The 21,793-nt window shown below is 69.6% G+C and carries 22 protein-coding genes; 10 read left to right on the top strand and 12 right to left on the bottom strand.

Annotation, left to right across the window (positions count from 1 at the left end; translation table 11 throughout):
• The first annotated feature begins 11 nt into the window (after positions 1 to 11).
• From AB7E83_RS10375 to AB7E83_RS10355, 5 genes are all read left to right on the top strand, one after another.
• Positions 12 to 1,013 (top strand): NADP-dependent oxidoreductase, encoded by a 1,002-nt coding sequence (locus tag AB7E83_RS10375; RefSeq protein WP_428568743.1) that lies wholly within the window; start codon positions 12 to 14, stop codon positions 1,011 to 1,013.
• A 34-nt stretch (positions 1,014 to 1,047) separates the two neighbouring features.
• A complete protein-coding gene (locus tag AB7E83_RS10370) occupies positions 1,048 to 1,752 on the top strand; it encodes an SDR family oxidoreductase (protein WP_428568742.1) in 705 nt (234 codons plus the stop codon).
• 62 nt (positions 1,753 to 1,814) lie between these two features.
• A complete protein-coding gene (locus tag AB7E83_RS10365) occupies positions 1,815 to 2,870 on the top strand; it encodes an alpha/beta fold hydrolase (protein ID WP_428568739.1) in 1,056 nt (351 codons plus the stop codon).
• Positions 2,867 to 3,103: an alpha/beta fold hydrolase gene (locus AB7E83_RS10360; RefSeq protein ID WP_428568737.1), complete on the top strand. Its 237-nt coding sequence runs from the start codon at positions 2,867 to 2,869 to the stop codon at positions 3,101 to 3,103. Before AB7E83_RS10365 ends, AB7E83_RS10360 begins: the two co-directional genes overlap by 4 nt.
• Positions 3,104 to 3,133: 30 nt before the next feature.
• Positions 3,134 to 3,541, top strand: a complete 408-nt coding sequence (locus AB7E83_RS10355) for a PaaI family thioesterase (protein WP_428568735.1) — start codon at positions 3,134 to 3,136, stop codon at positions 3,539 to 3,541.
• A 16-nt stretch (positions 3,542 to 3,557) separates the two neighbouring features.
• On the opposite strand, the gene AB7E83_RS10350 is transcribed toward AB7E83_RS10355, so the two are convergent.
• On the bottom strand, positions 3,558 to 3,965 hold the full coding sequence (locus tag AB7E83_RS10350; RefSeq protein ID WP_428568732.1) for a hypothetical protein: 408 nt from the start codon (positions 3,963 to 3,965) through the stop codon (positions 3,558 to 3,560).
• 8 nt (positions 3,966 to 3,973) lie between these two features.
• A complete protein-coding gene (locus tag AB7E83_RS10345; RefSeq protein ID WP_428568730.1) occupies positions 3,974 to 6,034 on the bottom strand; it encodes an ATP-dependent helicase in 2,061 nt (686 codons plus the stop codon).
• Between the two features lie 101 nt (positions 6,035 to 6,135).
• Between AB7E83_RS10345 and AB7E83_RS10340 the strand changes: the two genes are divergently transcribed.
• From AB7E83_RS10340 to AB7E83_RS10320, 5 genes are all read left to right on the top strand, one after another.
• Positions 6,136 to 7,101: an AEC family transporter gene (locus AB7E83_RS10340; RefSeq protein WP_428568727.1), complete on the top strand. Its 966-nt coding sequence runs from the start codon at positions 6,136 to 6,138 to the stop codon at positions 7,099 to 7,101.
• Positions 7,102 to 7,190: 89 nt separating this feature from the next.
• Positions 7,191 to 9,053: a hypothetical protein gene (locus AB7E83_RS10335; protein WP_428568724.1), complete on the top strand. Its 1,863-nt coding sequence runs from the start codon at positions 7,191 to 7,193 to the stop codon at positions 9,051 to 9,053.
• Positions 9,050 to 10,015 carry a Bug family tripartite tricarboxylate transporter substrate binding protein gene (locus tag AB7E83_RS10330; protein WP_428568721.1) on the top strand — a complete coding sequence of 322 codons (966 nt, stop codon included), beginning with the start codon at positions 9,050 to 9,052 and terminating at the stop codon, positions 10,013 to 10,015. Before AB7E83_RS10335 ends, AB7E83_RS10330 begins: the two co-directional genes overlap by 4 nt.
• Positions 10,016 to 10,045: 30 nt before the next feature.
• A complete protein-coding gene (locus tag AB7E83_RS10325; RefSeq protein WP_428568718.1) occupies positions 10,046 to 10,189 on the top strand; it encodes a hypothetical protein in 144 nt (47 codons plus the stop codon).
• 17 nt (positions 10,190 to 10,206) lie between these two features.
• Positions 10,207 to 12,336, top strand: coding sequence for an adenylate/guanylate cyclase domain-containing protein (locus AB7E83_RS10320; protein ID WP_428568715.1), 2,130 nt, complete (start codon positions 10,207 to 10,209; stop codon positions 12,334 to 12,336).
• A 16-nt stretch (positions 12,337 to 12,352) separates the two neighbouring features.
• On the opposite strand, the gene gspE is transcribed toward AB7E83_RS10320, so the two are convergent.
• The 10 genes from gspE to gspG all read right to left on the bottom strand — a co-directional run bounded on the left by gspE (position 12,353) and on the right by gspG (position 21,773).
• Positions 12,353 to 13,765 carry a type II secretion system ATPase GspE gene (gspE, locus tag AB7E83_RS10315; protein ID WP_428568713.1) on the bottom strand — a complete coding sequence of 471 codons (1,413 nt, stop codon included), beginning with the start codon at positions 13,763 to 13,765 and terminating at the stop codon, positions 12,353 to 12,355.
• An 89-nt stretch (positions 13,766 to 13,854) separates the two neighbouring features.
• The gene (gene gspD, locus AB7E83_RS10310; protein ID WP_428568710.1) at positions 13,855 to 16,029 is read right to left on the bottom strand and encodes a type II secretion system secretin GspD; all 2,175 of its coding nucleotides are present in this window, start codon (positions 16,027 to 16,029) and stop codon (positions 13,855 to 13,857) included.
• A gap of 7 nt (positions 16,030 to 16,036) precedes the next feature.
• A complete protein-coding gene (gspN, locus tag AB7E83_RS10305; RefSeq protein ID WP_428568707.1) occupies positions 16,037 to 16,876 on the bottom strand; it encodes a type II secretion system protein N in 840 nt (279 codons plus the stop codon).
• Entirely contained in the window at positions 16,873 to 17,388 is a 516-nt protein-coding gene (gspM, locus tag AB7E83_RS10300) for a type II secretion system protein GspM (RefSeq protein WP_428568704.1), read from the bottom strand. The genes gspN and gspM overlap by 4 nt, the downstream gene beginning before the upstream one ends.
• Positions 17,385 to 18,593, bottom strand: coding sequence for a type II secretion system protein GspL (gene gspL, locus AB7E83_RS10295; RefSeq protein WP_428568700.1), 1,209 nt, complete (start codon positions 18,591 to 18,593; stop codon positions 17,385 to 17,387). The genes gspM and gspL overlap by 4 nt, the downstream gene beginning before the upstream one ends.
• 35 nt (positions 18,594 to 18,628) lie before the next feature.
• Positions 18,629 to 19,606, bottom strand: a complete 978-nt coding sequence (gene gspK, locus AB7E83_RS10290) for a type II secretion system minor pseudopilin GspK (RefSeq protein WP_428568697.1) — start codon at positions 19,604 to 19,606, stop codon at positions 18,629 to 18,631.
• Positions 19,603 to 20,313, bottom strand: a complete 711-nt coding sequence (locus AB7E83_RS10285; RefSeq protein WP_428568694.1) for a PulJ/GspJ family protein — start codon at positions 20,311 to 20,313, stop codon at positions 19,603 to 19,605. Before AB7E83_RS10285 ends, gspK begins: the two co-directional genes overlap by 4 nt.
• A complete protein-coding gene (gene gspI, locus AB7E83_RS10280; protein WP_428568691.1) occupies positions 20,313 to 20,747 on the bottom strand; it encodes a type II secretion system minor pseudopilin GspI in 435 nt (144 codons plus the stop codon). Before gspI ends, AB7E83_RS10285 begins: the two co-directional genes overlap by 1 nt.
• Entirely contained in the window at positions 20,744 to 21,286 is a 543-nt protein-coding gene (locus AB7E83_RS10275; protein WP_428568688.1) for a pilus assembly FimT family protein, read from the bottom strand. Before AB7E83_RS10275 ends, gspI begins: the two co-directional genes overlap by 4 nt.
• Positions 21,261 to 21,773, bottom strand: coding sequence for a type II secretion system major pseudopilin GspG (gene gspG, locus AB7E83_RS10270; protein WP_428568686.1), 513 nt, complete (start codon positions 21,771 to 21,773; stop codon positions 21,261 to 21,263). The genes AB7E83_RS10275 and gspG overlap by 26 nt, the downstream gene beginning before the upstream one ends.
• Positions 21,774 to 21,793 lie beyond the last annotated feature (20 nt).

Below are 21,793 nucleotides of genomic sequence, written 5' to 3'. Positions count from 1 at the left end.
GGAAACAAATCATGAAGGCTTTCGTCCTCGAGCAGTACGGCAAGCGTCGCCCCTTGCAGGCGGCGGACGTTCAAACCCCGCAACTGCGCGAGGACGACGTCCTGGTCCAGGTCCATGCGGCCGGCCTCAACCAGCTGGACGCGAAGATCCGGGACGGTGAATTCAAGCTGATCCTGCCGTATCGCATGCCGCTCATCCTGGGTCACGACGTCGCCGGGGTGGTGGTCGCCGTCGGGCCGCGCGTGCGGCAGTTCAAGGCGGGGGATGAGGTCTATGCGCGGACCGACGATTTCCGCATCGGCACTTTGGCCGAATTCGTTGCGGTCAAGGAAACCTCCCTCGCGCTCAAGCCAAGGGGCATCGGCATGGAAGAAGCCGCTTCCATTCCCCTGGTGGGCCTGACCGCGTGGCAGGCGCTGGTCGAGCGGGCCCAGCTGAAGCCGGGCCAGAAGGTCTTCGTCCAGGCGGGCTCGGGCGGCGTGGGCACGTTCGCCATCCAGCTGGCGAAGCACCTCGGCGCCACCGTCGCCACCACCACCAGCACGGCCAACATGGCCTTGGTGAAGAGCCTCGGCGCCGACGTCGCCATCGACTACAGGAGCCAGGACTTCGAACAGGTGCTGCGCGACTACGACGTGGTCCTGCACAGCCAGGACGGCAAGACGCTGGACAAGTCACTGCGGGTGCTCAGGCCGGGCGGGAAGCTCATTTCCATTTCCGGCCCGCCCGACCCCGCATTCGGCCAGGACATCGCCGCACCCGGCTTCGTCAAGCTGGTGATCCGCCTGCTCAGCGCCGGCATCCGGCGCAAGGCCAGGGACCGGGGCGTCGGCTACGAGTTTCTCTTCATGAAGGCCAACGGCAGCCAGCTGCGCGAGATCGCTGCCCTGGTCGAGTCCGGGACCATCCGCCCCGTGCTGGACCGGGTCTATCCATTCGAAGCCACCAATGAAGCCATGGACTACCTCGATGCAGGACGCGCCAAGGGCAAGGTCGTCGTCAAGCTCGCCTGAACCACTTGCTCCCATTCCCAACCCGGAGATCCCCATGAAGATCAAGAACGCCGTCGTCCTCGTCACGGGCGCCAATCGCGGCATCGGCCTGGCCTTCACGCGCGAGCTGCTCGCCCGCGGTGCACGCAAGGTGTACGCCGGCGCGCGTGAGCCTTCTTCCGTCGCGCAAGCCGGTGTCCAGCCCCTGCGACTCGACGTCACCAAGCCGGAGGAGGTTGCTGCCGCCGCCGCGCTCGCCTCGGACGTGACGCTCGTGATCAACAATGCGGGGATCGCGCAGCCAGGCGGTTTTCTCGCGCCCGACAGCGAAGCCGTCGCCAGGCGCATCTTCGAGACCAACTTCTTCTCGGTGCTGCGCGTCAGCAAGGCGTTCGCGCCGGCGCTCAAGCAGAACGGCGGCGGCGCACTGCTCAATGTGCTGTCCGTGGCCTCCTGGGTCAACGGCGGCGAGCTGGCCGCCTATGCGGCCAGCAAGTCCGCTGCCTGGTCGCTCACCAATGCCCTGCGCAGCGAGCTGGCCGGGCAGGCCACGCAAGTGCTTGCGCTGCACATGGCGTATGTCGACACCGACCTCACGCGAGGGATCGATGTGCCCAAGACAAGCCCCGGAGACATCGTCAGGCGCGCGCTCGACGGACTCGAGTCGGGTCTGGAGGAAGTGCTGGCCGATGACGTCACCCTGCAGGTCAAGCAGGGGATGACGGCGGCCCGTCCGACTTACCTGCCGCAGCCGGCCTGACCCGGACTGCGCGCCATCGCCCAAGCTCCGCCTGGCAGCGACCTCTTCCATCCAAGGACCCCATGCTTTTCGAACCTCTCGCGACGCCTTCGCTTCAACTCGACAACCGTGCCGTCATGGCGCCGATGACGCGCAGTCGTGCCGTCGAGGCCAACACCCCCAACGCGCTGATGGCGGACTACTACGGCCAGCGCGCAACCGCGGGCCTGATCGTCACCGAGGGCACCTCGCCCTCGCCGAACGGCCTCGGCTATGCGCGCATCCCAGGGCTCTTCAACAATGCGCAGGTGCGAGGCTGGAAGGCGGTGACCGATGCGGTCCACGCCAAGGGGGGCAAGATCTTCGTGCAGTTGATGCACACGGGCCGCGTGGCGCATGTCGCGAACCTGCCGCCCGGTGGGCAAGTGCTGGGTCCGACGGCCGATGCCTGCCCCGGCGAGATGTTCACCGACGGGCAGGGCATGCAGCCGCACAGCGCGCCGCGGGCCATGACTGCGGCCGTCGGCGAGTTCGCGGCTTCGGCCCGGCTCGCCGTGCAAGCCGGATTCGACGGCGTCGAGCTGCATGCCGCCAACGGCTACCTGATCGAGCAGTTCCTCAACGCCCACGTGAACCGTTCCTCGCCAATCCCGACTTCGTGCAGCGCATGCAGGTCGACGCGCCGCTCAACCCCGTCGACGTGGCCACCTTCTACACCCCGGGTCCCAAAGGCTACGTCGACTATCCGGCGCTGGCCGGCTAGGAGCACCATGAACGCGTCGCATGCATCGCAGCCCACCTGGAAGGACGTTCCAACGCGGACGATCACCGCAGGGGGCGTGGAGTTCGCCTATCGCGAACTGGGGACGGACCATGCCGGCCCGCCGGTCGTGTTCCTCGTCCATCTGGCCGCGGTGCTGGACAACTGGGATCCCCGCATCGTCGACGGCATCGCAGCCAGGCACCGCGTGATCGCGTTCGACAATCGAGGCGTGGGTGCGTCGAGCGGGAAGCCTTCGGCATCGATCGAGGAAATGGCCAGGGACGCCATCACCTTCATCAAGGCCCAGCGCCTGGACCAAGTGGACCTGTTCGGGTTCTCGATGGGCGGGATGATCGCCCAGGAGAGGCGCAATTGAAGGCACTGCGCCGCTGGGGCGCGAAGGAAGCTGCGGACCTGTCCCGGGTCCACCAACCTGTCCTCGTCGCCAACGGTGACAGTGATCGCATGGTGCCGAGCAAGAACACGCGCGACCTGGCGCAGCGGCTTCCGAACGCCGAGCTCATCCTCTATCCCGATTCCGGACATGGCGCGGTGTTCCAGTTCCATGCCGACTTCGTGCCGAAGGTACTAGCATTCCTGGCGAGCTGAAGACGTGAACATCAGCAAGGAGCGACCTGGATGACTGCAGACGATTTCAACGATGCCGGCGTGGGAAAGCTGCCCGGCTACCTCGGAATTCGCGTGCTGTCCGTGAACGGGCGGGAGTTGCGCGCGGAACTGGCGGTGCGACCGGAGCTGATGGCGCCCAACGGATACCTGCATGCCGGCAGCCTGGTCACGCTGGCCGATACCTGTTGCGGCTACGGCTGCCGTGCCAACCTGCCTGAAGGCGCGAACGGGTTCACGACCATCGAGCTGAAGTCCAATCACCTCGGCACCACGCTGGATGGCACGCTCGATTGCGCTGCGACTGCGGCGCACCTCGGGGGGACGACGCAGGTGTGGGACGCCGTGGTCACGCATCGCGAGACGGGACGCACGCTCGCGCTCTTCCGCTGCACCCAGCTCGTCCTGTATCCCAGGTAGCCGCGCGCCGGGGAAATCAATCGAGCTTGCGCAGCCTGAACGCGCGACCTGCCGTCTCGCCGTCGCGCGTCCAGGTGCCGCGGATTTCGCGGCCGCACGAGCCGTCGACGATCGCGCCGTCCCACACCGCGGCGATGTGAATGCCGTCTGCGGATTCCTCCAGGGTGAAGTCGCCGGTCTCCAGCTCGCCCGAGACGAGGCTGCGCGCGCCGTCTCGATTGATCGCGCCGGCCACGCTCTCCACCCATTCGGGATGCTTCTCGAGCAGCAGCGTGGCGCCGCTGGAGACGCCCTCGAATTCCGCACGCCACAAGCCATGCAGCTCGACTGCGCGCACGTCTTCGGCCTTGGGGCAGGCGTGGACGGGCAGCGCGGCGGCCGCGAAGAAAGCCGCGAGCAGGACACGGGAAACCGTTGCGCGCATCGTCGGATTCACGTGGGCACCACCGGCGCCGCGGCCGCCGCCCGCTTCGCGAACTCCGCCCGCAGCGCCTTCAGCTTCTCGCGCGGATCTTCCTTCGTCGTCTCCTTGTTCAGCGCCATCTCGGCGATGAAGCGGCTCGGCTGCGCGGCCACCATCTCGCGGCCCTTCTTGCGCCGCTTGCTCCAGCTCACCGAGAGCGAACGCTGCGCGCGCGTGATGCCCACGTACATGAGGCGCCGCTCTTCCTGAAGACGCGCCAGCGTCGCCTCGCTGGGCGAGCCGCGCTGGTCGTCGTCCTCCGGCTTGAAGGGCAGCATGCCTTCCACGCAGCCGGCCAGCGTCACGTGCGGCCACTCCAGGCCCTTGGACGCATGCAGCGTCGACAGCGTCACCACGTTCTGGTCCTTCTCGCGCTCGCTGAGCGTCGACAGCAGCGCGATCGTCTGCGCGACTTCGAGCAGGCTCTTCTTCTCGCCCGCCATCTGGACGCCGGCCGTGTCGTCGATCTCGGCGCCGCAGCGCTTCGCCATCCAGTCGCAGAACTCCATCACGTTGGTCCAGCGCGCAGCCGCGACCTTCTCGTTGTCCTCGCCGTCGTACAGGTGCTTCTCGTAGCCGATGTCCTTCAGCCAGTCGTTCAGGAACGCGCGCGCGTCTTCCGCGCCCAGCGTATGGCGGGCGCGGTATTCGAGGTCGTTGACCGAGCGGCCGAACTCGTGCAGCCCCGCGACCGCGCGCGACGCGAGCGAGGCGCCGAGCGACGGCGAAAACAGCGCCTCGAACAGGCTCAGCTTGTACTTCGATGCGAAGTTGCCGAGCGACTGCAGCGTCTGGTGGCCGATGCCGCGCTTGGGCGTGGTCACGGCACGCAGGAACGCGGGGTCGTCGTCGTTGTTGACCCACAGGCGCAGCCACGCGCACAGGTCGCGGATTTCGGCGCGGTCGAAAAAGCTCTGGCCGCCGGAGACTTTGTACGGGATTTGTGCCTTGCGCATCGCCTGCTCGAGCACGCGCGCCTGGTGGTTGGCGCGATAGAGGATCGCGAAGTCGCTCCACTCCTTGCCGAGGCCGTTCGCGCGGATCGACTGGATGCGCGCGACGGCGCGCTCGGCTTCGTGCTCCTCGTTGTCGCAGTCGACGATGCGCACGGGCTCGCCCTCGCCGAGTTCGGAGAACAGCGTCTTGGGAAACAGCTTCGGGTTCGGCTGGATGACGTTGTTCGCCGCCCGCAGGATGGCGGAGGTGGAGCGGTAGTTCTGCTCCAGCTTCACCACCTTCAGCTGCGGATAGTCCTGCGGCAGCCGGCGCAGGTTGTCCAGCGTCGCGCCGCGCCAGCCGTAGATCGACTGGTCATCGTCGCCCACGGCGGTGAAGCGGCCGCGCTCGCCGACGAGATGCTTGAGCAGCTCGTACTGCGTCGCGTTGGTGTCCTGGTATTCGTCGACGAGCACGTGGCCGAGCGACTGCTGCCACTTCTCGCGCACGTCGGGGTGGTCGCGCAGCAGCTTCAGCGGCAGGCCGATCAGGTCGTCGAAGTCGACGCTCTGATACGCGGTAAGCCGCTCCTCGTAGCGCGCCATGATGCGCGCGGTGACCCGCTCGTTGTCGTCCCTTGCGTGCGCCTCGGCCTGCGCCGCGTTCAGTCCCTGGTTCTTCCACGCGCTGATCGTCCATTGCCACTGGCGCGCCGTCGCCGCATCGGTGGAGCCGCCGGCGTCCTTCAGGATCGAGGTGACGTCGTCGCTGTCGAGAATGGAGAACTGCGGCTTCAGGCCGAGCACCGCGCCGTCCTGGCGCATCATGCGCACGCCGAGCGCGTGAAAGGTGCAGATCAGCACGTCCTTCGCCGCCCGGCCGACGAGCGACTTCGCCCGTTCGCGCATTTCGGCCGCGGCCTTGTTGGTGAACGTGATGGCCGCGATGCGCTTCGCATCGAGCCCCGACTGGATGAGCCGTCCGATCTTGTGCGTGATGACGCGCGTCTTGCCCGAGCCCGCGCCGGCAAGCACGAGGCATGGCCCGTGCAGGTAGTTGACTGCTTCTTGCTGCGCGAGATTGAGGCCGGACATTCGGGCGGGAAGGCTGCGGGGGAAGCGGCGAATCATACCGAGCGCACCGGCCGGGGCCGGTGCGAATGTACGCACCGCGGTTGCGCGGAGAATACGCGGCGATGCTCGACATCCTGCTCGTCACCTTCCCGTTCTTCGCGCTGGTCCTGGCGGGGTACGTGGCCGCGCGGCGGCGCATGCTGCCGCTCGATGCGATCGGCGGCCTCAATACCTTCGTGCTCTATTTCGCGCTGCCGTGCATGCTGTACCGCTTCGGCGCGAGCACGCCCATCGCGCAGCTGCTCGATCCGTTCGCCGTGGCCGTCTACCTGCCCTGCGCGCTGCTCATGGTGGCCGGCACCATCTACTTCAGCCTGAACACGCGCATCCGCTGGAACGATGCGGCCTTCGGTGCCCTCGTCGCGGCGTTTCCCAACACCGGCTTCATGGGCGTGCCCCTGCTCGTCGCGCTGCTCGGCGCGGCGGCGGCGGGTCCGGCGATCCTCACGATCCTGCTCGATCTCGTGGTCACGAGTTCGCTGTGCATCGCGCTGTCGCGCCTCGACTCGGCCGACGAGCACGGCGCATCGGAAGCCGCGAAGAAGGCGCTCAAGGGCATGGCGCTGAACCCGATGCCCTGGGCGATCCTGCTGGGCGGGCTGTCCTCGGCGCTCGGATGGAAGCCGGTCGCGCCCGTGATGAATACCATCGGCCTCCTCGCCGATGCCGCATCGCCGGTGGCGCTCTTCACCATCGGCGCCGTGCTGTACCGGTCCCAGCACCTCGCCGCGGTCCACGAACACGGGCCGATGCCGCTGGCGGATTACGTCCCCGTCGCGCTCGCGAAGCTCGTGGTGCATCCAGTCCTCGTCTTCGGCGCCGGCACGGCGGCGCGCGCGCTCGGCCTGCCGCTCGAAGCCTCCACGCTCGGGGCCATGACGCTGGTCGCCGCGCTGCCGAGCGCGAGCAACGTGTCCCTGCTGGCTGAGCGGTTCGGCGCCGACACCGGCCGCATCGCACGCATCATCCTGGTCACGACGGCCGCCGCTTTCGTGACGTTTTCCGCTGCGGTGACGCTGATACGCTGAAAGCGATCGCCCGGAAACGGGAATCTTGAATTGACACCGATGGCGTGGACGCCCGAAGATCGTCCTCCCACGCCCCAGGAGGACAAGTCATGGCCACGAAACCGCTCACCTGGGTCACGCCCGAGGAATTCCGGGAACGCACCTCGCTCACGTTCAGCCGCCGCAGTCCGAGCACGCAGCGGCTCGACCTCGCCTATGCGGCCTACTACGAGTCGCAAACCGAGTTCAAGCGCAAGCAGCTCTATCGCATCCTCCAGGACTACCTGGTGGAGCACGGCGGCTACTGGAACATGTGCGCGCGCAACACGGCGAGCGGTGGCCTGCTCGAGTGGATGTACAACGAGGTGGCGCCGCCTTCGGTGCGCATGACCACGCGCCGCGCCGCGGAGCTCGATCATGCGGCGCGCACGATGATCAATGCGCACGACATCCCGCACTCGCGCTACGGCGTGCTCTACCTGCTGGGCAACATCCAGATCCAGGCCGACGTCTTCAACCTCGTGCTCGAGGGCGTGAGCTGCGTCGGCGCGACCGTGGGCTCGTCGCTCACCACGAACTTCAACGACATCGGCAACGCGGCCTCCTCCAGCGGCATGCGCGTGGGCTCCGTCGGCGGGCGCGCGGTCACGGGCGGCCAGGCCATCGGCGCGGGCCGCGGCGGCCTGGCGCTCGTGGGCGGCATCACGGGCAAGGGTGGCTCCGTCACGGCCAAGCCGCCGCCGATCGGCGAGCCCCGGACCTGGTTTCCCTGCACCGGCACCGCGGTGACGGCGGCGGCGTCCGCGATCGGCGATGCCTACGAACATGGCCGCTACTTCGTCGGCACCGGCCTCGCGGTCGGCGCCACGCTGGCCGCGCCCGTCGTCATCGCGGGCGCTCTGGTGGCCGACGCGGCGCGGGCGCTGTACCTGCTCGCGAAGGACCTGTTCGACAAGCTCTACAGCGTGTTCGACGGGCTGGCGACGACGGTGACGCGCAAGCTGCAGGACCGCATGTTCGTCGGGACCGCGCTCGGCGCCGTCATCAAGGGCGTCGTGAAGTTCGCGGTCGACATGGTGATGAAGAACGCGGCGCCCTTCGTGGGCGGCGCCATCGACATCGGCACCGGCCTCGTGCGCACGATCGACGCGGCCTGCACGCGCATCGCGGCGTGGCTCGACCGGCGCAAGATCAACATCACGCCGGGCCATCCTGAGGAGATCGCCAACAACATCGAGCATTCGATGACCATCGGCATCTTCAAGGGCCTGCTCGACATCCTGAAGGGCGCCGCCAAGTCGGCCGCGACGCTGCTGGGCCCCGGCCTCGGCAGCGTGGTGGCAGCGGCGATGTCGGCGATGGAATGGATCGTCAAGATGATCGCGCGCGCGGTCGAGAACGAAGCCATCAAGACCTTCCTCGGCAAGGCGCGCATCGAGTTCGCGGCCGAGAAGGCGCGCGCGCAGCTGCAGCCTTCGCCGGGCCACGAGCGCAAGGCCGACGGCGGCACCGGCCAGGCGATCCGCGGCGACCTCGCGCCCCGCATCGACGGCACCGGCATCATCAGCGACACGGCGCGCTTCACCGCGTTCTTCAAGGAAGGGTGCAGCGCCAGTCCGCTGATCCCGATGCTCACGCTCAACTCGGGAATCTGCGGCAGCCTCATGACCTTCGTGCAGCTGTTCGACAACGAGGGCGAGATGATCCGCAACCCCGGCGCCAAACGCCAGGTGTTCGACATCGGCCACGACTACTTCCGCCGGCTGAAGCAGTACTCGGTCGAATACATGCAGGCGTGCGGCTTCGAGTTCTCGCCGCTCGACCTCACGAACGACTCCATCCGCGGCATCCTCAACCATGCCACCGGCAAGATCCGCGACATCACGGTCGACCCGAAGCATCCGATGACCATGCAGAGCCACGTGGCGGCGCAGACGCGCGGCAACCAGGTCCTGGCGGCGTTGCGCGCATGAGAACGCCGATCCGCACCGTGGCAGCCGTCCTGCTGCTGGCCGCTGCAAGCGTCGCGCATGCGGCCTTTCCGGAAAAGCCCATCCGCCTCGTCATCGGCTTTCCCGCGGGCGGGCCGCTCGACCAGCACGCGCGCCTGCTCGCCGACCGGCTGCAGGCCGTGCTGGGCCAGCCGCTCATCATCGACTACAAGGCGGGCGCGGGCGGCACCGTCGGCGCGCAGGACGTGATGAAGGCGCCGGCCGACGGCTACACGCTCATGCTCGCGAACACCGGCGTGATGGTGATCAACCCCGCCCTCTACGCGAAGCTGCCGTACCAGACGCTGCGCGACTTCACACCCATCGCGCGCACGGCGATGCAGCCGCTCGCGCTGCTGGTCAATCCCAACCTTCCGCCGAAGAATCTGCGCGAGTTCGTCGCGTATGCGAAGGCGCGTCCGGGCCAGGTGAATTACGGCTCGGCGGGCAACGGCGGCATCAGCCACCTCGTGCCCGAGATGTTCAAGAACGCGAGCGGGCTGTTCATGGTCCACATCCCCTACCGCGGCAGCGCGCCCGCTTTCACCGATCTGATGGCGGGGCAGGTGCAGTTCATGGCGGAGTCGATTCCGCAGGCCGCCGCGTATCACAAGCAGGGCAAGGTGCGCGCGCTTGCCGTCACCAGCCGCGAACGCAACCCGGCGCTGCCCGATATTCCGACGGTGATCGAGAGCGGCATCCCCGGCTTCGAGGTCGTCGGCTTCTACGGCTTCCTGGCGCCGGCCAACCTGCCGAAGGATGTCGCGGCGCGCCTGAGCGATGCGTTCCGGCAGGTCCTCACGAGCCCGGACATCCGCAACCGCATGATCGCGCAGGGCGCCGACCCGGCCTTTCTCGGCCACGAGGATTTCGCCAGATACCTGCAGCAGGAAACGCCGCGCTGGGCCGACGCGGTCAAGCGCTCCGGCGCGAGAATGGACTGACCTCGCGCCAAGAATACGGAAACAAGAAGCATGACGATTCCACCCGAGCCGACCGGCACCCCCAAACCCACCGCGCCGCCCATCGAAGACGAGCGGGGCCCGCAGGCGCCGGTGCGCGAGCCGGGCAACGGGAATCCGCCGGAGCGGGTGGGCCGCTCCGCGGCACGGTCCTGAACCGGGAAGGGGGCGCGATGAAAATCCTGGGCCTGCGCGGCTGGCGGCTGCGACCGAGCATCGTCGCGCTTTTCATCGCCATGGTGCTGCCCGTGTTCGGCGCGGCCATCTGGGTCGGCTACAAGTCGAACGACGCGCTCGCGCGCGAGACCGCCGAGAAGTCGATGGAACGCGCGCGGCTCGAAACCATTTCGCATACACGCTCGCTGCTCGATCCCATCGCGTCCTTCGCCCGCATCAGCGCGCGGCTTGCCGGCGAACAGCCCGAGTTCTATCGCAACGAGACCGCGCTCGCGTCGATGCTCGAGACGGTGAACCACAGCGTCGAGATCAGCAGCGTCTACGTCGGCTTCGCCGACGGGTCCTACCGCATGGCACTGCGCGTGCCCAAGGGACTGAGGGTCCACAACGCGGCGCCGCCCGAAGCGACGCGCTATGCCAGCCGCTGGATCGACCGGCGCGCCGGGGGCGTGCCCTCCGACCGCTACGACTTCCTCGACGCGAAGCACCTGCCCATCGGCACGGCGGACGCGCCGACGCAGTACGACCCGCGCGTGCGGCCGTGGTTTCGCGATGCCGTGGAGAAGAAGGACCTGGTCATCTCCAACCCCTACATCTACGCCACCACCGGCCTGCCGGGCGTCACGGTCGCGATGCCGTTCTACTCCGGCGGCAAGCTCGAGGGCGTGTTCGCCATCGACATCCTGCTCGACAGCCTGTCGGCCTTCCTGAAGCAGCGACCCGTGAGCGAGCACTCCCTGTCGGTGATCGTCGACAACGAAGGCATGCTGGTCGCCCACCCGGACTCGAAGCAGGCGCTCAAGCGCGAAGCGAGCGGCAGCCTGGGCCGCGTGCGCGTGAACGAGCTGCCCGATCCCTTGTTCGCGGTCGCCTACAGCCAGCGCACGGCGCGCCAGCAGGCGCGCTTCACCTTCGAGTTCAAGGGTGAGGAATACGCGGCGATGTTCTCGCCCTTTCCCCGGGAATTCGGCAAGGAGTGGGAGGTCATCATCCTCGCGCCGCTCGAGGACTTCGTGGGCGAGTGGAAGGCGAACAACGAGAAGCTGCTGATGTTCGGGCTCATCGCCATCGCGCTGCAGGTGGCACTGATCTATGCATTCTCGCGGCGCATCGCCCGACCGCTGGAGCGGCTCGAGCAGCAGGTGCTGGAGGTGCAGAACTTCGAGCCGCACAAGGGGCCGCCGGTCACGTCGAGCATTCGCGAGATCGGATCGCTCGCGAGCGCGGTCACTTCGCTGCAGAACGCGATCACGGCGTTTTCGGCGTTCGTGCCGCGCGACCTCGTGCGCCAGCTGATCGGCCCGGGCAACAAGCTCGAACTCGGCGGCCGCAGCCAGTTCCTCACCGTGATGTTCACCGACCTCGAGTCGTTCTCCACCTGGGCGGAGAAGACCTCGTCGAAGGAAATGCTCACGCGGGTCTCGGAGTACTTCGCCGTGGTGACGCGTGCCGTGAACCACGAGCACGGCACCATCGACAAGTTCATCGGCGACGGCGTCATGGCCTTCTGGGGCGCGCCCGCCACGCTCGAGGATCACGTGTACCACGCCTGCGCCGCGGCCGTACGCATCCAGCGCGGCATGGACGCGCTCAATGCGCGCTGGGCCGAGGAGGGCCTTGCGCCGCTCAACGTGCGCGTGGGTATCCACGCCGATGCGGTGATCGTCGGCAACATCGGCTCGATGGAGCGCATGAGCTACACGGTGATGGGCGACGGCGTGAATCTCGCGTCGCGGCTCGAAGGCGCGAACAAGGAATTCGGCACCCGCGTGTGCGTGAGCCAGCCGGTGTTCCGCGAGGCCGGCGAGCGTCTCGTGCAGCGCCGCCTGGGTTCCGTCACGGTGAAGGGCCGGCGCCAGGAGATGGAGGTGTTCGAGGTCCTGGGCATCAAGGGCGGCGACCCCGAACTGGCGGCGTCGCCGGAAATCGTGAAGCTGTGCGCGCTTTCGAACGATGCCTACGAGGCATTCCACGACGAGCAGTGGGCGCTCGCCCGCGATCGCTACCGTGAGATCGTGAAGGCGTATCCGCAGGACATCGTGGCCAAGGTGATGGTGCTGCGGTGCGACCAGGCACTGGCGGGTCGCGCGCCCGTGGCGGACGCCGCGGCGGTCGACGGCGCCTGAGCCTTCATTCGCGCGTTCAATCGCGCGTCACGCGCACCACTTCCTCCCGGGAGGTGATCCCCTCGCGCACGAGGCGGTCGCCGTCGTCGCGCATCAAGGTCATGCCCGAGGCGAGCGCGGCCTCGCGGATCTCGGCTTCGGATGCGCGGTTGTGGATCTGCTCGCGCGTGCGGTCGTCCGCGACCATCAGCTCGAACACGCCCGTGCGACCCTGGTAGCCCGTGTGTCCGCAGTGCTCGCAGCCGCGCGGCGCCCACGCGCCGTTCACTTCCTGGCGGCAATGCGGGCACAGCTTGCGCACGAGCCGTTGCGCCAGCACGCCGAGCACCGAGGAGGACAGCAGGAAGGGCTCGACGCCCATGTCGGTGAGACGGGTCACGGCGCTGGGCGCGTCGTTGGTGTGGAGCGTCGCGAGCACGAGGTGGCCGGTCAGCGAGGCCTGGATCGCGATCTGCGCGGTCTCGAAATCGCGGATCTCGCCGATCATGATGACGTCGGGGTCCTGGCGCAGGATCGCGCGCAGCGCCTTGGCGAAATCGAGGTCGATCTTCGGATTGACCTGCGTCTGGCCGATGCCCGCGAGCTCGTACTCGATGGGGTCCTCCACCGTCATGATGTTGCCCGCCGACGAGTCGAGGCGGCTCAGCGCCGCGTACAGCGTCGTCGTCTTGCCCGAGCCGGTGGGGCCGGTGACGAGGATGATGCCGTGCGGCTGCGCGATGAGCTCGAGGAAGCGGCGCAGCGTCTCGCCCGTCATGCCCACGGACTCGAGGCTCAGCTTGCTCTCGCTCTTGTCCAGCAGCCGCAGCACGGCGCGCTCGCCGTGCGCGCTCGGCAGCGTCGACACGCGCACGTCCACCGCCCGCGTGCCGATGCGCAGCGAGATGCGCCCGTCCTGCGGCAGGCGCTTCTCGGCGATGTCGAGGTCGGCCATGATCTTCAGGCGCGAGATCAGCGCCGCGTGCAGCGCGCGATTGGGCTGCACCACTTCGCGCAGCGTGCCGTCGACGCGGAAGCGCACCGACGAGTGCCGCTCGTACGGCTCGATGTGGATGTCGCTCGCGCCGTCGCGGGCCGCCTGCGTGAGCAGGGCATTGAGCATGCGGATGATGGGCGCGTCGTCGCTGGCCTCCAGCAGGTCCTCGACCGCCGGCAGCTCCTGCATGATCCGCGAGAGGTCGGCGTCGTTCTGCACCTCGCTCACGACGGTGGCCGCGCTCGACTCGCCCTGCGCGTAGGCCGCGCTGATGCGCTGCGCGAGCGCGCCCGCGTCGAGCTGCTGCAGCGCGCGCACGCCGTGCTTGCGCATGACCTCGCCGAAGGCGCCGGCGGCCGGCGCGCCGGCGTGCCACAGCACGAGCTGCTGGCCGTCGTCTTCCAGCAGCAGCTGATGGCTGCGCGCGAAGGCGTAGGGAAGGGGGTAGCGCATCAGCCGCCGCCGAGCCGCCTCAAGGCGGCTGAAGCCCCCTCGGGGGGCAGCGCAGTACACGAAGTGACAAGCGTGGGGGCTGTCATTCTTCAGCGCACGAGCGGGACGGCTTGCGGCGTCGCTTGCGGGGCGACGGGCATCGGCGTCGCCGGCGTCATGCGCGGCGTCAGGGTCAGCGGCGGCAGCACGGGGCCGCCGCCCGTGGCCGGCGAGAACACCGTCGGCGCCGGCTGCGAGGCTTCCTGACGGTTGCGCATCATGTCGTAGCGGTCGAGCGACAGCGCCTCGGTCTGCGCGGCGTCGCGAAGCACCATGGGCCGCAGGAACACCATCAGGTTGGTCTTGCTGCGCGTGCGCACCTCGCTCTTGAACAGATTGCCCACGCCGGGCAGGTCGCCGAGCATGGGCACCTTCTGCTGCGTGTCGCCCTGCCGGTCCTCGATCAGCCCGCCGAGCACGACGATGCCGCCGTCCTCCACCAGCACGTTCGATTCGATCGAGCGCTTGTTCGTGGTGAGGCCGCTCGCGCTCGCCCGCGTGGATTCGTCGACGCTCGACACTTCCTGGAAGATCTGCATCTTCACCGTGCCGTTCTCGCTGATCTGGGGGCGCACGCGCAGGGTGAGGCCGACGTCCTTGCGCTCGATCGTCTGGAACGGGTTCACCGAGCCCGCGCCGCCCGCGTTGGCGTTGGTGTACTGGCCCGTGACGAAGGGCACGTTCTGGCCGACGACGATCTTGGCCTCCTCGTTGTCGAGCGTCACGAGATTGGGCGTGGAGAGGATGTTGACGTCGCCGTCGTTCTGCAGGAAGCGCGCGAGCAGGCCGAGCACGAAGGTGCCGTTGATGTTGCGCGCCAGCCCGAAGTTCACGCCCGCGCCCGGCCGCGCGGTGCCGCTGGCCGCACCGACGGCGAGGTCGATGATGTTGGCGCCGACACCGGTGCCCGCGCCGCCGGGATAGTTGGTGCCCAGGAAGCCGATCACGCTGCTGTTCTGCGTGCCCAGGAGGTTCTGCCACTGGATGCCGAATTCGGCCGCCTTGTTCGCCGTGACTTCGACGATCAGGCTTTCGACCAGCACCTGCGCGCGCCGCGCATCGAGGCTGTCGATCACCGCGCGCAGCTGCCGGTACTGGGGCTCGGGCGCCGTGATGATGAGCGAGTTGGTCGCCGGGTCGGCCTGGATCTGGCCGCCGGTGGAAGGCGGCGCCGCGCCCTGGATCGGCGCCGTCGCCGCGGTGCCGCCGCCGCCCAGAGCGACGCCGGCCGTGGTGACGACCGGCGCGGCGCCCCCGCCCGAGGCGAGCCCGCCGCCCGCCGGGTTGTTGGCGGACTGCATGCTCGCCACGGCCGCACGCAGCACGGCCGCAAGGCGTGTCGCATCCGCGTTCTTCAGGTAGACCACGTGGATGTTGCCGTTGGCCGAGGTCGCGCCGGGCTGGTCGAGGCGCTCCACGAGCGAGCGCACGAGGTTCAGGCGCGCCGTGTTGGCCGCGCGGACCACGAGCGAATTGCTGCGCGGCTCGGCGATGACGGTAGTGCGGAAGGTGTCGCCGCCGCCGCCGGCCGCCACCACCTGGCCGGGCTGCGGCGCGATCGTGCCGCCGGCCGAGCCGCTCGCCTCGACCAGCCGCTGCACCACCGGCGCCAGGTCGGAGGCGAGCGCGTGCTTGAGGTTGATGACGTCGACGTCGGTCGCGTTCGACACGTCGAGTGCCGCGATGATGCGGGCGATGCGCTGCAGGTTGTCCGAATAGTCGGTGATCACCAGCGCGTTGTTGCCCGGGTTCACGTTGATCGTGTTGTTGGGGCTGATCAGCGGCCGCAGGATCGGCACGAGGTTGTTGGCGTTCTCGTGGTTGAGCCGGAAGATCTGCGTCACGATCTGGCTGCCGCCGCGCGGCGCGTCGACGGACACCGCGCCGCCTTGCAGCTTGGCGTCGGCCTCGGGCACGACCTTGAGGATTCCGCCGGCTTCCACCACGGTGAAGCCCGAGAGGCGCAGGGTCGCGGCGAACTGGTTGAAGGCCGCGGCCGGCGGCACGGGCCGGTCGGTCGAGAGCGTCATGGTGCCCTTCACGCGCGGGTCGACGACGACGTTGCGGCCGATCATGGCGGCCATGGTGCGGGCGACGGCTTCGATGTCGGCGTTGACGAAGTTGAGCGTGACGGGTTCGCTGGCGCGCTGCGCGACCGCGAAAGGCGGCGCCAGCATGGACAGCATGCAGGCCGCCGCGATGGCTCGGAGGATTCGGGATTGCATCTCGGCTTCAGCCTATGGTGATGATCGAGCGCGCGCCGCTGCGGCGCCCCACGATGTTCAGGAGATTGGCGAGCGCGGCTTCGCGCTCGGGCTCGGCGCTCGCCTCGCCGGTGAAGCGCAGCCGCCGGCCGACCCACTGGCCGCTGCCGGTCAGCCGCAGGCTGCCTTCGAGCGTGTCGAGCCGCAGGGTGGGAGCGGTGCCCCCTTGCACGGTGATGCGGTAGCTGCCCATGGGCCTCAAGGTAGACAGGCGCGACGACATGCGCTGCGCCACGAGCTCGGCCCGCCCGGCGACGGCCAGGCGCCCTTCGATCCATTCTACTGAAAGGCCTTGCGTCGCCAGTTGCAGATCGCCTTCGAGCTGCAGGGTGTTCCAGGGGGTGCCGAGGCCCGCGAGCATGGCCGCGGGGAAGTGGGAAGTCGAATCCGCCACGTCGAGCGCCAGGCCCCGCGGACGCCAGCGCGCGCGCAGTTCCACGCCTTGGGCAGCGCAGCAGGCGCTCGCGAGGCGCATCCGCACGCCCAGGCCGCTCGGACGCAGTTCCCAATCGACGCGGCCGGGCAGCACGGCAGCCTCGCTGCTGTCCGTGCCGCCGGTGAAGACGATGCGGCTGGAGCCGTTCCATACGGTGCCGCGCGCGTCGATCAGCAGCAGCTGGCGGTTGCTGGCGCGCGCCAGGCCGTCGGCCAGCCACTGGGCGGGCATGAAAGCGACCAGGGCGGCCAGGAGGCCCAGGACGGCCCCCGCCAGCGCCCAGCGCCAGGGGGTCCACGTGGCGGCCGACGCCGCACGCGGCCCGCGTGCGGCGCGCGGACCCCGGGCGGAAGCGAGGGATGCGCGAATCACCGCGGCGGCAGGCCGACGACGATCGTGCCGTCCCACCCCGCCACGGGATTGCGGGCGAGGCGCAACTCCGAAGGCAGCGCGCGCGCATTCACGCGCGACTGCGTGAGGAACTGTGCAACCGCCTCGGAATGGGCGCCCGTGAGCGAAACCGTCACGCGCTCGCCCGCGATGGTGTAGCGGGCGGCGGTGCCCAGGTGCTGGCGAATCGCGAGCTCGAGCGCCTTCATCGCCTCGTCGGTGTTCTGCCGGGGCTGGCCCTGCATGGCCTGCGCCTGCGCCTGCAGGCGCAGCATGTACTGCACCTGCGAATCGAGCGCGCGGTGCTGCTCGTCGGCCACCTTCAGCGTAGCGAGGGCAGGCGCGAGCGCGACCCACCACAGGAGCGCGGCGGCCACGAGCAGGGTCGCGCCGCCGACGAGCGCCTTCTCGCGCGGCGCGAGCCGATCCCAGCGCGTCCGCAGCGCCTTGGCCTGCGCCTGCGCCTGCAATTGCATCTGCGACTGCGCCTTCATCGCACGTCCTCCGGCGCCACGGTGAGGACGTCGTTCTGCACGGCGGCCGCGAAGCCCTGGCTCTTGAGTCCGGCCACGAGGGGGCCGATTTCGTCCGGCCGCAGGCCGAGGCCCAGCACCCTGAGTTCGCCCGCGCTGTAGTTGACGGCCGAGGGCCGGCGGTCGCCGGGCAGCGCGACGGCGAGCGCCGCGAGCTGGACCTCCACGTCGCGCGCGGACACCGCGCCGGTCGCGAGGCGCAAGGCCGTGACCTCGCGCTCCATCTGCACCTTGGGATCGACCACCACCTTCACATGCGGGAACGTGGCCGTGAGCGAACGCCGCACGACCTCGCGCTTGGCTTCGAGCGAGGAACGCTCCTTCCAGGCCCAGGCGTTCAGGCCGAGCAGGTTGACCGCGACCAGCAAGGCCGCGCCCCAGCGCGCCGGCCGCCACCGCGGATCGCGCAGCAGGCCGGCCCAGCCGGTCGACAGCTTCTTGATGGCGCGGGTCCGGCCCGAACTCGCGAACTCGAACTGCGCGAGGTCCCACTCGCCCGCGGCGGCGGCGACCCAGCGCTGCGCGGGCTGCTGCAGTTCCACCTTCTCCTGCAGCACCTGTTCGGCGAGGGCGGCGACCGCGGGCTCGGCGATGCAGGGAACGCCATCGGACAAGGGCGCGACCAGGGCGAGCGTGGCGGCGGCCAGCGGCAGCACCAGCACGCCGCCTTCGCTCGTGCTGACCCAGCGGGCGTCGTCGGGATGGCCGACGGCATGCAGGGCGGCGATGCCTTGCGGCGCGAACTCGGGCACCACGCGCGAGACGGGGCGGCCGGCCTGCTCCAGCACCTGCAGCGCGGCGCGCAGCCAGGCGCGGTCGCAGGCGGCGACCCAGACCGGCTCGCCGGGCTTCGGGCGCGGCTCCACCGCGAAATGGACCGCATCGGGCTCGTCGAGCAGCTTTTCCTCGAGCAGGCCTTCGAGCGCCGAGCGCAGCCGGGGCGAGCCGGGGGCCAGGCCGCGCGGCAACTCGATGCGGTGCCACGACAGCGCCTGCGCCGGCACGATCGCGACAACCTCGGCGCCCGCGCCGCGGGGCTGCGGCAGCAGCGCCGCGGACGCCGTGGCGTGCGCGAGTACGGTGCGGCCGTCGGCGCTGGTCGCGAATTCGAGCTCGGCCGACGGGTCGGGCACGGAGGCGGGCAGCAGGACGACGAGCGTGCTCATGGGTTGCGAGGCATTGTAGGTGTCGGCGCGGCCCGTCAGCGGGGCACGGGGGGCGCCAGCGCGAGCGCGTCGGGGTCGACCACGCCGCGCTCGCGCTGCACCACGCGCACCTCGAGGCCATCGCGCTGCACGATGGAGCGTTCCTCGACGATGCTGTCGTCCAGCCGCAGCCGTCCGCGGATCTCGAAATAGCGCGTCGTCACGCCGATGCGTCCGTTGGCCGTGGCGTCGGAGCCGACGACGCCCATCGCCTGGCCGATGGTGCCGAAGTGCGTGCGCTGGCGTTCGGCCACGAGGCGTTGCGCATCGGCGAGCGTGATCGTGCCGACGACGGCGAAGATCGCTTCGGCGCTCGCGGTGTTGACGTTCAGCGTCGTGCGCTGCGGCAGCACGGTCACGTAGGGCTGCAGCACCGCCACGGCCTGCGCGGGAAGCCCCAGCCACACCAGTTGCTCCACGCGTTGCGGGTACAGGGCGGCCTGGCTTGCGGAGCGGTTGTCCATGCTGATGTCCGAGGCAAAGCGCAGGTTCTCCGCCATGCGCGCCAGCAGGGCCTGCGGCAAGCCCAGCAGATCGAACAGGCGCGCGAAACTCGCGAAGTCCTCGTCGGACAGCCTCCCGGCCTGGACCAGGTTCGTGACGTTCATGAGCGACTGCAGGTCGGTGATCTGCCCCGAGAGGAAGGCGCGTCCCGCGTCGGCGGTGTCGGCGTTGTTGGCCGCATCGGCGGCGAGGAAGGTCGACAGGCGCGCCTCCTGCAGCGGCACGGCCCAGGGCTCCGCCAGGTGGTCGGCGCCGCCCGAGCGCGCATCCTCGCGCAGGATGAGGCGTCCCCAGTCGAGCGCCCCGGTGAGGATCCAGCCGGACTGCACGCGCGTGCGCTCGGAGCGCTCGACCTCGACGCTGCGCCACTGCTGCCAGAGCGCGGCGGAGGCGAAGGTCGCCACGAGCGTGACGACGAGCATCGCCGAGAGCAGGGCGGCCCCCGCTTGTGCCCGGGTTCCCCGCCTCATGCCGCCTTTCCTCCGCTCACGCGCGGGTTCACCCAGTCGCGCGTGAGCCGGCCCGACAGCGCGCGGCCCGTGGGCAGCATCAGCACGAGCCGCACGCCGTCGGGGACCACGGTGACGCGCCCGGTCGGCGTGCCCCCCGCCGCCGCGGCCGCGGCGGCGGCGGCGATGGGACTGGTCGAGGTGGCGCTCGACGCGTCGCTCGACATCGGGTTGGTCCAGGCGTCGCCGCGGAAGAAGAAGATCTGCCAGTCGTCCAGCGGCACGATGGCGACTTCGAAGCGTCGCTCGGCGTCGCCCGCGTTCTGCGACCACTGCTCGGCCATGTCCCATGCCGCCTGCACGTCGCCGCGCGTCACGAGCGAGGCGGACTGCCAGCGCATCCACTGGCCGTCGCGGCGCGTCCATGCAACCACGCGGATGCCGTCGGTGACCGACGCCGTGCCGCGGCGCGTCATGCGCAGCACGCGGCCGTTCCAGTCGATCGCGGTGATCTGCGGCAACTGCACGAGTGCGTCGAGGTCGGCGTTCCATTGCGCGAGGCCGGTCTGCAGCGTGAGCACCTCGTCGGCGCGCCGCTCCGTCGCGGCCTGCGCGCGCGTCATGCCGTCGAGGCCCTGCCAGCTCATGATCGCCATCAGCGCCATGACGAAGAGCGCGACGAGCAGTTCGACGAGCGTGAAGCCGGACTGGCGGCGCACGGCGGACATCAGTTGCGCCCCACGATGGTGGCGATCTTGAGGATCGGGGTCTCGACGTCGAACACCTGGGCGTCGACGCGGCGGAAGCTCGGATTCGGCGTCGGCAGCACCGTGATGTGGACACGCAGCGCGCGTCCGGCCTGCTCGCAGGCGATGTCGGTCTCGCCCACGCCCGGCATCTGCTTGGCGAGCCGGACCTTCGCGAGTTCGTTCTCGGCGCAGAGGTGGGCGAGCAGCACATCGGACTGCCGCATCGCATTGGTGGTGAGCGCCGCGGTCGCCTGCAGGCCGGCGCCGAGGGCGATGGCGACGATGCCGAGCGCAACGAGCACTTCGATCAGGGTGAAGCCGCGAACGTGGCGTCGTCCAGCCGCCGGCAATGCTCCCCCAGGGGGCAGCGAACCGCGTGTCGCGGACCAGCGTGGGGGTCCGTTCGCCTTCATTCGGCACTCACGGCGAAGGGACGCAGGCCATCCGTCGCCACGCGCAAGGTGCGGTCGGGCTGCTCCGCGGAGCCGAGCACCACGGCCTGCGGACCGATGATCGGCTCCGGCCCGAGCACGAGCGTCACGCTGCCGCGCACGGCGGTGCCGGTATGCAGCCAGTGTTCGGGCAGCTTCTGGGCGGGCGGGAGTCCGTCGAACCTGAAACCTTCGGGCGTCGGCGACCAGCGCACGGCGAGGCCGCTGCCGCGCGACTCGGTGCGCGCCGCTTCGAGCAGGGCGGCGAGCCGCTGCGCATCGCGTTCGAGCTGCGCGGAGGCGGTGTCCCGCATGGCGAAGGTCACCGCTGCCGTCCCCATCGCGATGATCGCGACGACGACGAGCAGCTCGATCATGGTGAAGCCGCGCGTGGTAGCGAGAGTGGATCTCCGGCCCGCCGCCGGGCCGCCCCAAGGCGGGCCAGCCCCCTCGGGGGGCAGCGAACCACGCGAAGCGGGGAGCGTGGGGGCGCTTCTACTGCCAGGAGCCGACGTCGGCATTCTTTCCCTCGCCGCCCGACTGGCCGTCGGCGCCGAAGGACATCACGTCGACTTCGCCGCGCACGCCGGGGTTGAGGTACTGGTAGGCGCGGCCCCAGGGGTCGTTGGGCAGCTTCTCGAGGTAGGGCTTCCAGTTCGGCGGCGCGGGCGCCGTGGTCGGGCGCGTCACGAGCGCCTGCAGCCCCTGCTCGCCGCTCGGATAGCGCTGGTTGTCGAGCTTGTAGAGCTTGAGCGCCTGCATGATGTTGTTGACGTCGGTGCGCGCGGCGGTGGAACGCGCGTCGTCGGCGCGATCGAGCACGTTGGGCACGATGAGCGCGGCGAGCACGCCGATGATGACCAGCACCACCATCAGCTCGATCAGGGTGAATCCGGCGGCGGTCCGTCGTCTCCGTCCGCCGACGCGCCGGGGAGGCGCCGAAACGCGGGAATCGGAGTGCGTGACAAGAAAGGATGTTTCGCGCGGAAGGGAATGGAAGAGCTTCATCGGGCCTTCGAAGGGCAAAC

It is taken from the genome of Ramlibacter sp., from assembly GCF_050250995.1.
Classification (GTDB): Bacteria; Pseudomonadota; Gammaproteobacteria; order Burkholderiales; family Burkholderiaceae_C; genus Ramlibacter.
This window is presented reverse-complemented; position numbering and strand designations above follow the sequence as displayed.

Coding starts and splice junctions, on each gene's coding strand:
- AB7E83_RS10375 (WP_428568743.1), top strand. CDS start 12: ATGAAGGCTTTCGTCCTCGAGCAGTACGGCAAGCGTCGCCCCTTGCAG.
- AB7E83_RS10370 (WP_428568742.1), top strand. CDS start 1,048: ATGAAGATCAAGAACGCCGTCGTCCTCGTCACGGGCGCCAATCGCGGC.
- AB7E83_RS10365 (WP_428568739.1), top strand. CDS start 1,815: ATGCTTTTCGAACCTCTCGCGACGCCTTCGCTTCAACTCGACAACCGT.
- AB7E83_RS10355 (WP_428568735.1), top strand. CDS start 3,134: ATGACTGCAGACGATTTCAACGATGCCGGCGTGGGAAAGCTGCCCGGC.
- AB7E83_RS10350 (WP_428568732.1), bottom strand. CDS start 3,965: ATGCGCGCAACGGTTTCCCGTGTCCTGCTCGCGGCTTTCTTCGCGGCC.
- AB7E83_RS10345 (WP_428568730.1), bottom strand. CDS start 6,034: ATGTCCGGCCTCAATCTCGCGCAGCAAGAAGCAGTCAACTACCTGCAC.
- AB7E83_RS10340 (WP_428568727.1), top strand. CDS start 6,136: ATGCTCGACATCCTGCTCGTCACCTTCCCGTTCTTCGCGCTGGTCCTG.
- AB7E83_RS10335 (WP_428568724.1), top strand. CDS start 7,191: ATGGCCACGAAACCGCTCACCTGGGTCACGCCCGAGGAATTCCGGGAA.
- AB7E83_RS10330 (WP_428568721.1), top strand. CDS start 9,050: ATGAGAACGCCGATCCGCACCGTGGCAGCCGTCCTGCTGCTGGCCGCT.
- AB7E83_RS10325 (WP_428568718.1), top strand. CDS start 10,046: ATGACGATTCCACCCGAGCCGACCGGCACCCCCAAACCCACCGCGCCG.
- AB7E83_RS10320 (WP_428568715.1), top strand. CDS start 10,207: ATGAAAATCCTGGGCCTGCGCGGCTGGCGGCTGCGACCGAGCATCGTC.
- gspE (WP_428568713.1), bottom strand. CDS start 13,765: ATGCGCTACCCCCTTCCCTACGCCTTCGCGCGCAGCCATCAGCTGCTG.
- gspD (WP_428568710.1), bottom strand. CDS start 16,029: ATGCAATCCCGAATCCTCCGAGCCATCGCGGCGGCCTGCATGCTGTCC.
- gspM (WP_428568704.1), bottom strand. CDS start 17,388: ATGAAGGCGCAGTCGCAGATGCAATTGCAGGCGCAGGCGCAGGCCAAG.
- gspL (WP_428568700.1), bottom strand. CDS start 18,593: ATGAGCACGCTCGTCGTCCTGCTGCCCGCCTCCGTGCCCGACCCGTCG.
- gspK (WP_428568697.1), bottom strand. CDS start 19,606: ATGAGGCGGGGAACCCGGGCACAAGCGGGGGCCGCCCTGCTCTCGGCG.
- AB7E83_RS10285 (WP_428568694.1), bottom strand. CDS start 20,313: ATGTCCGCCGTGCGCCGCCAGTCCGGCTTCACGCTCGTCGAACTGCTC.
- gspI (WP_428568691.1), bottom strand. CDS start 20,747: ATGAAGGCGAACGGACCCCCACGCTGGTCCGCGACACGCGGTTCGCTG.
- AB7E83_RS10275 (WP_428568688.1), bottom strand. CDS start 21,286: ATGCCGACGTCGGCTCCTGGCAGTAGAAGCGCCCCCACGCTCCCCGCT.
- gspG (WP_428568686.1), bottom strand. CDS start 21,773: ATGAAGCTCTTCCATTCCCTTCCGCGCGAAACATCCTTTCTTGTCACG.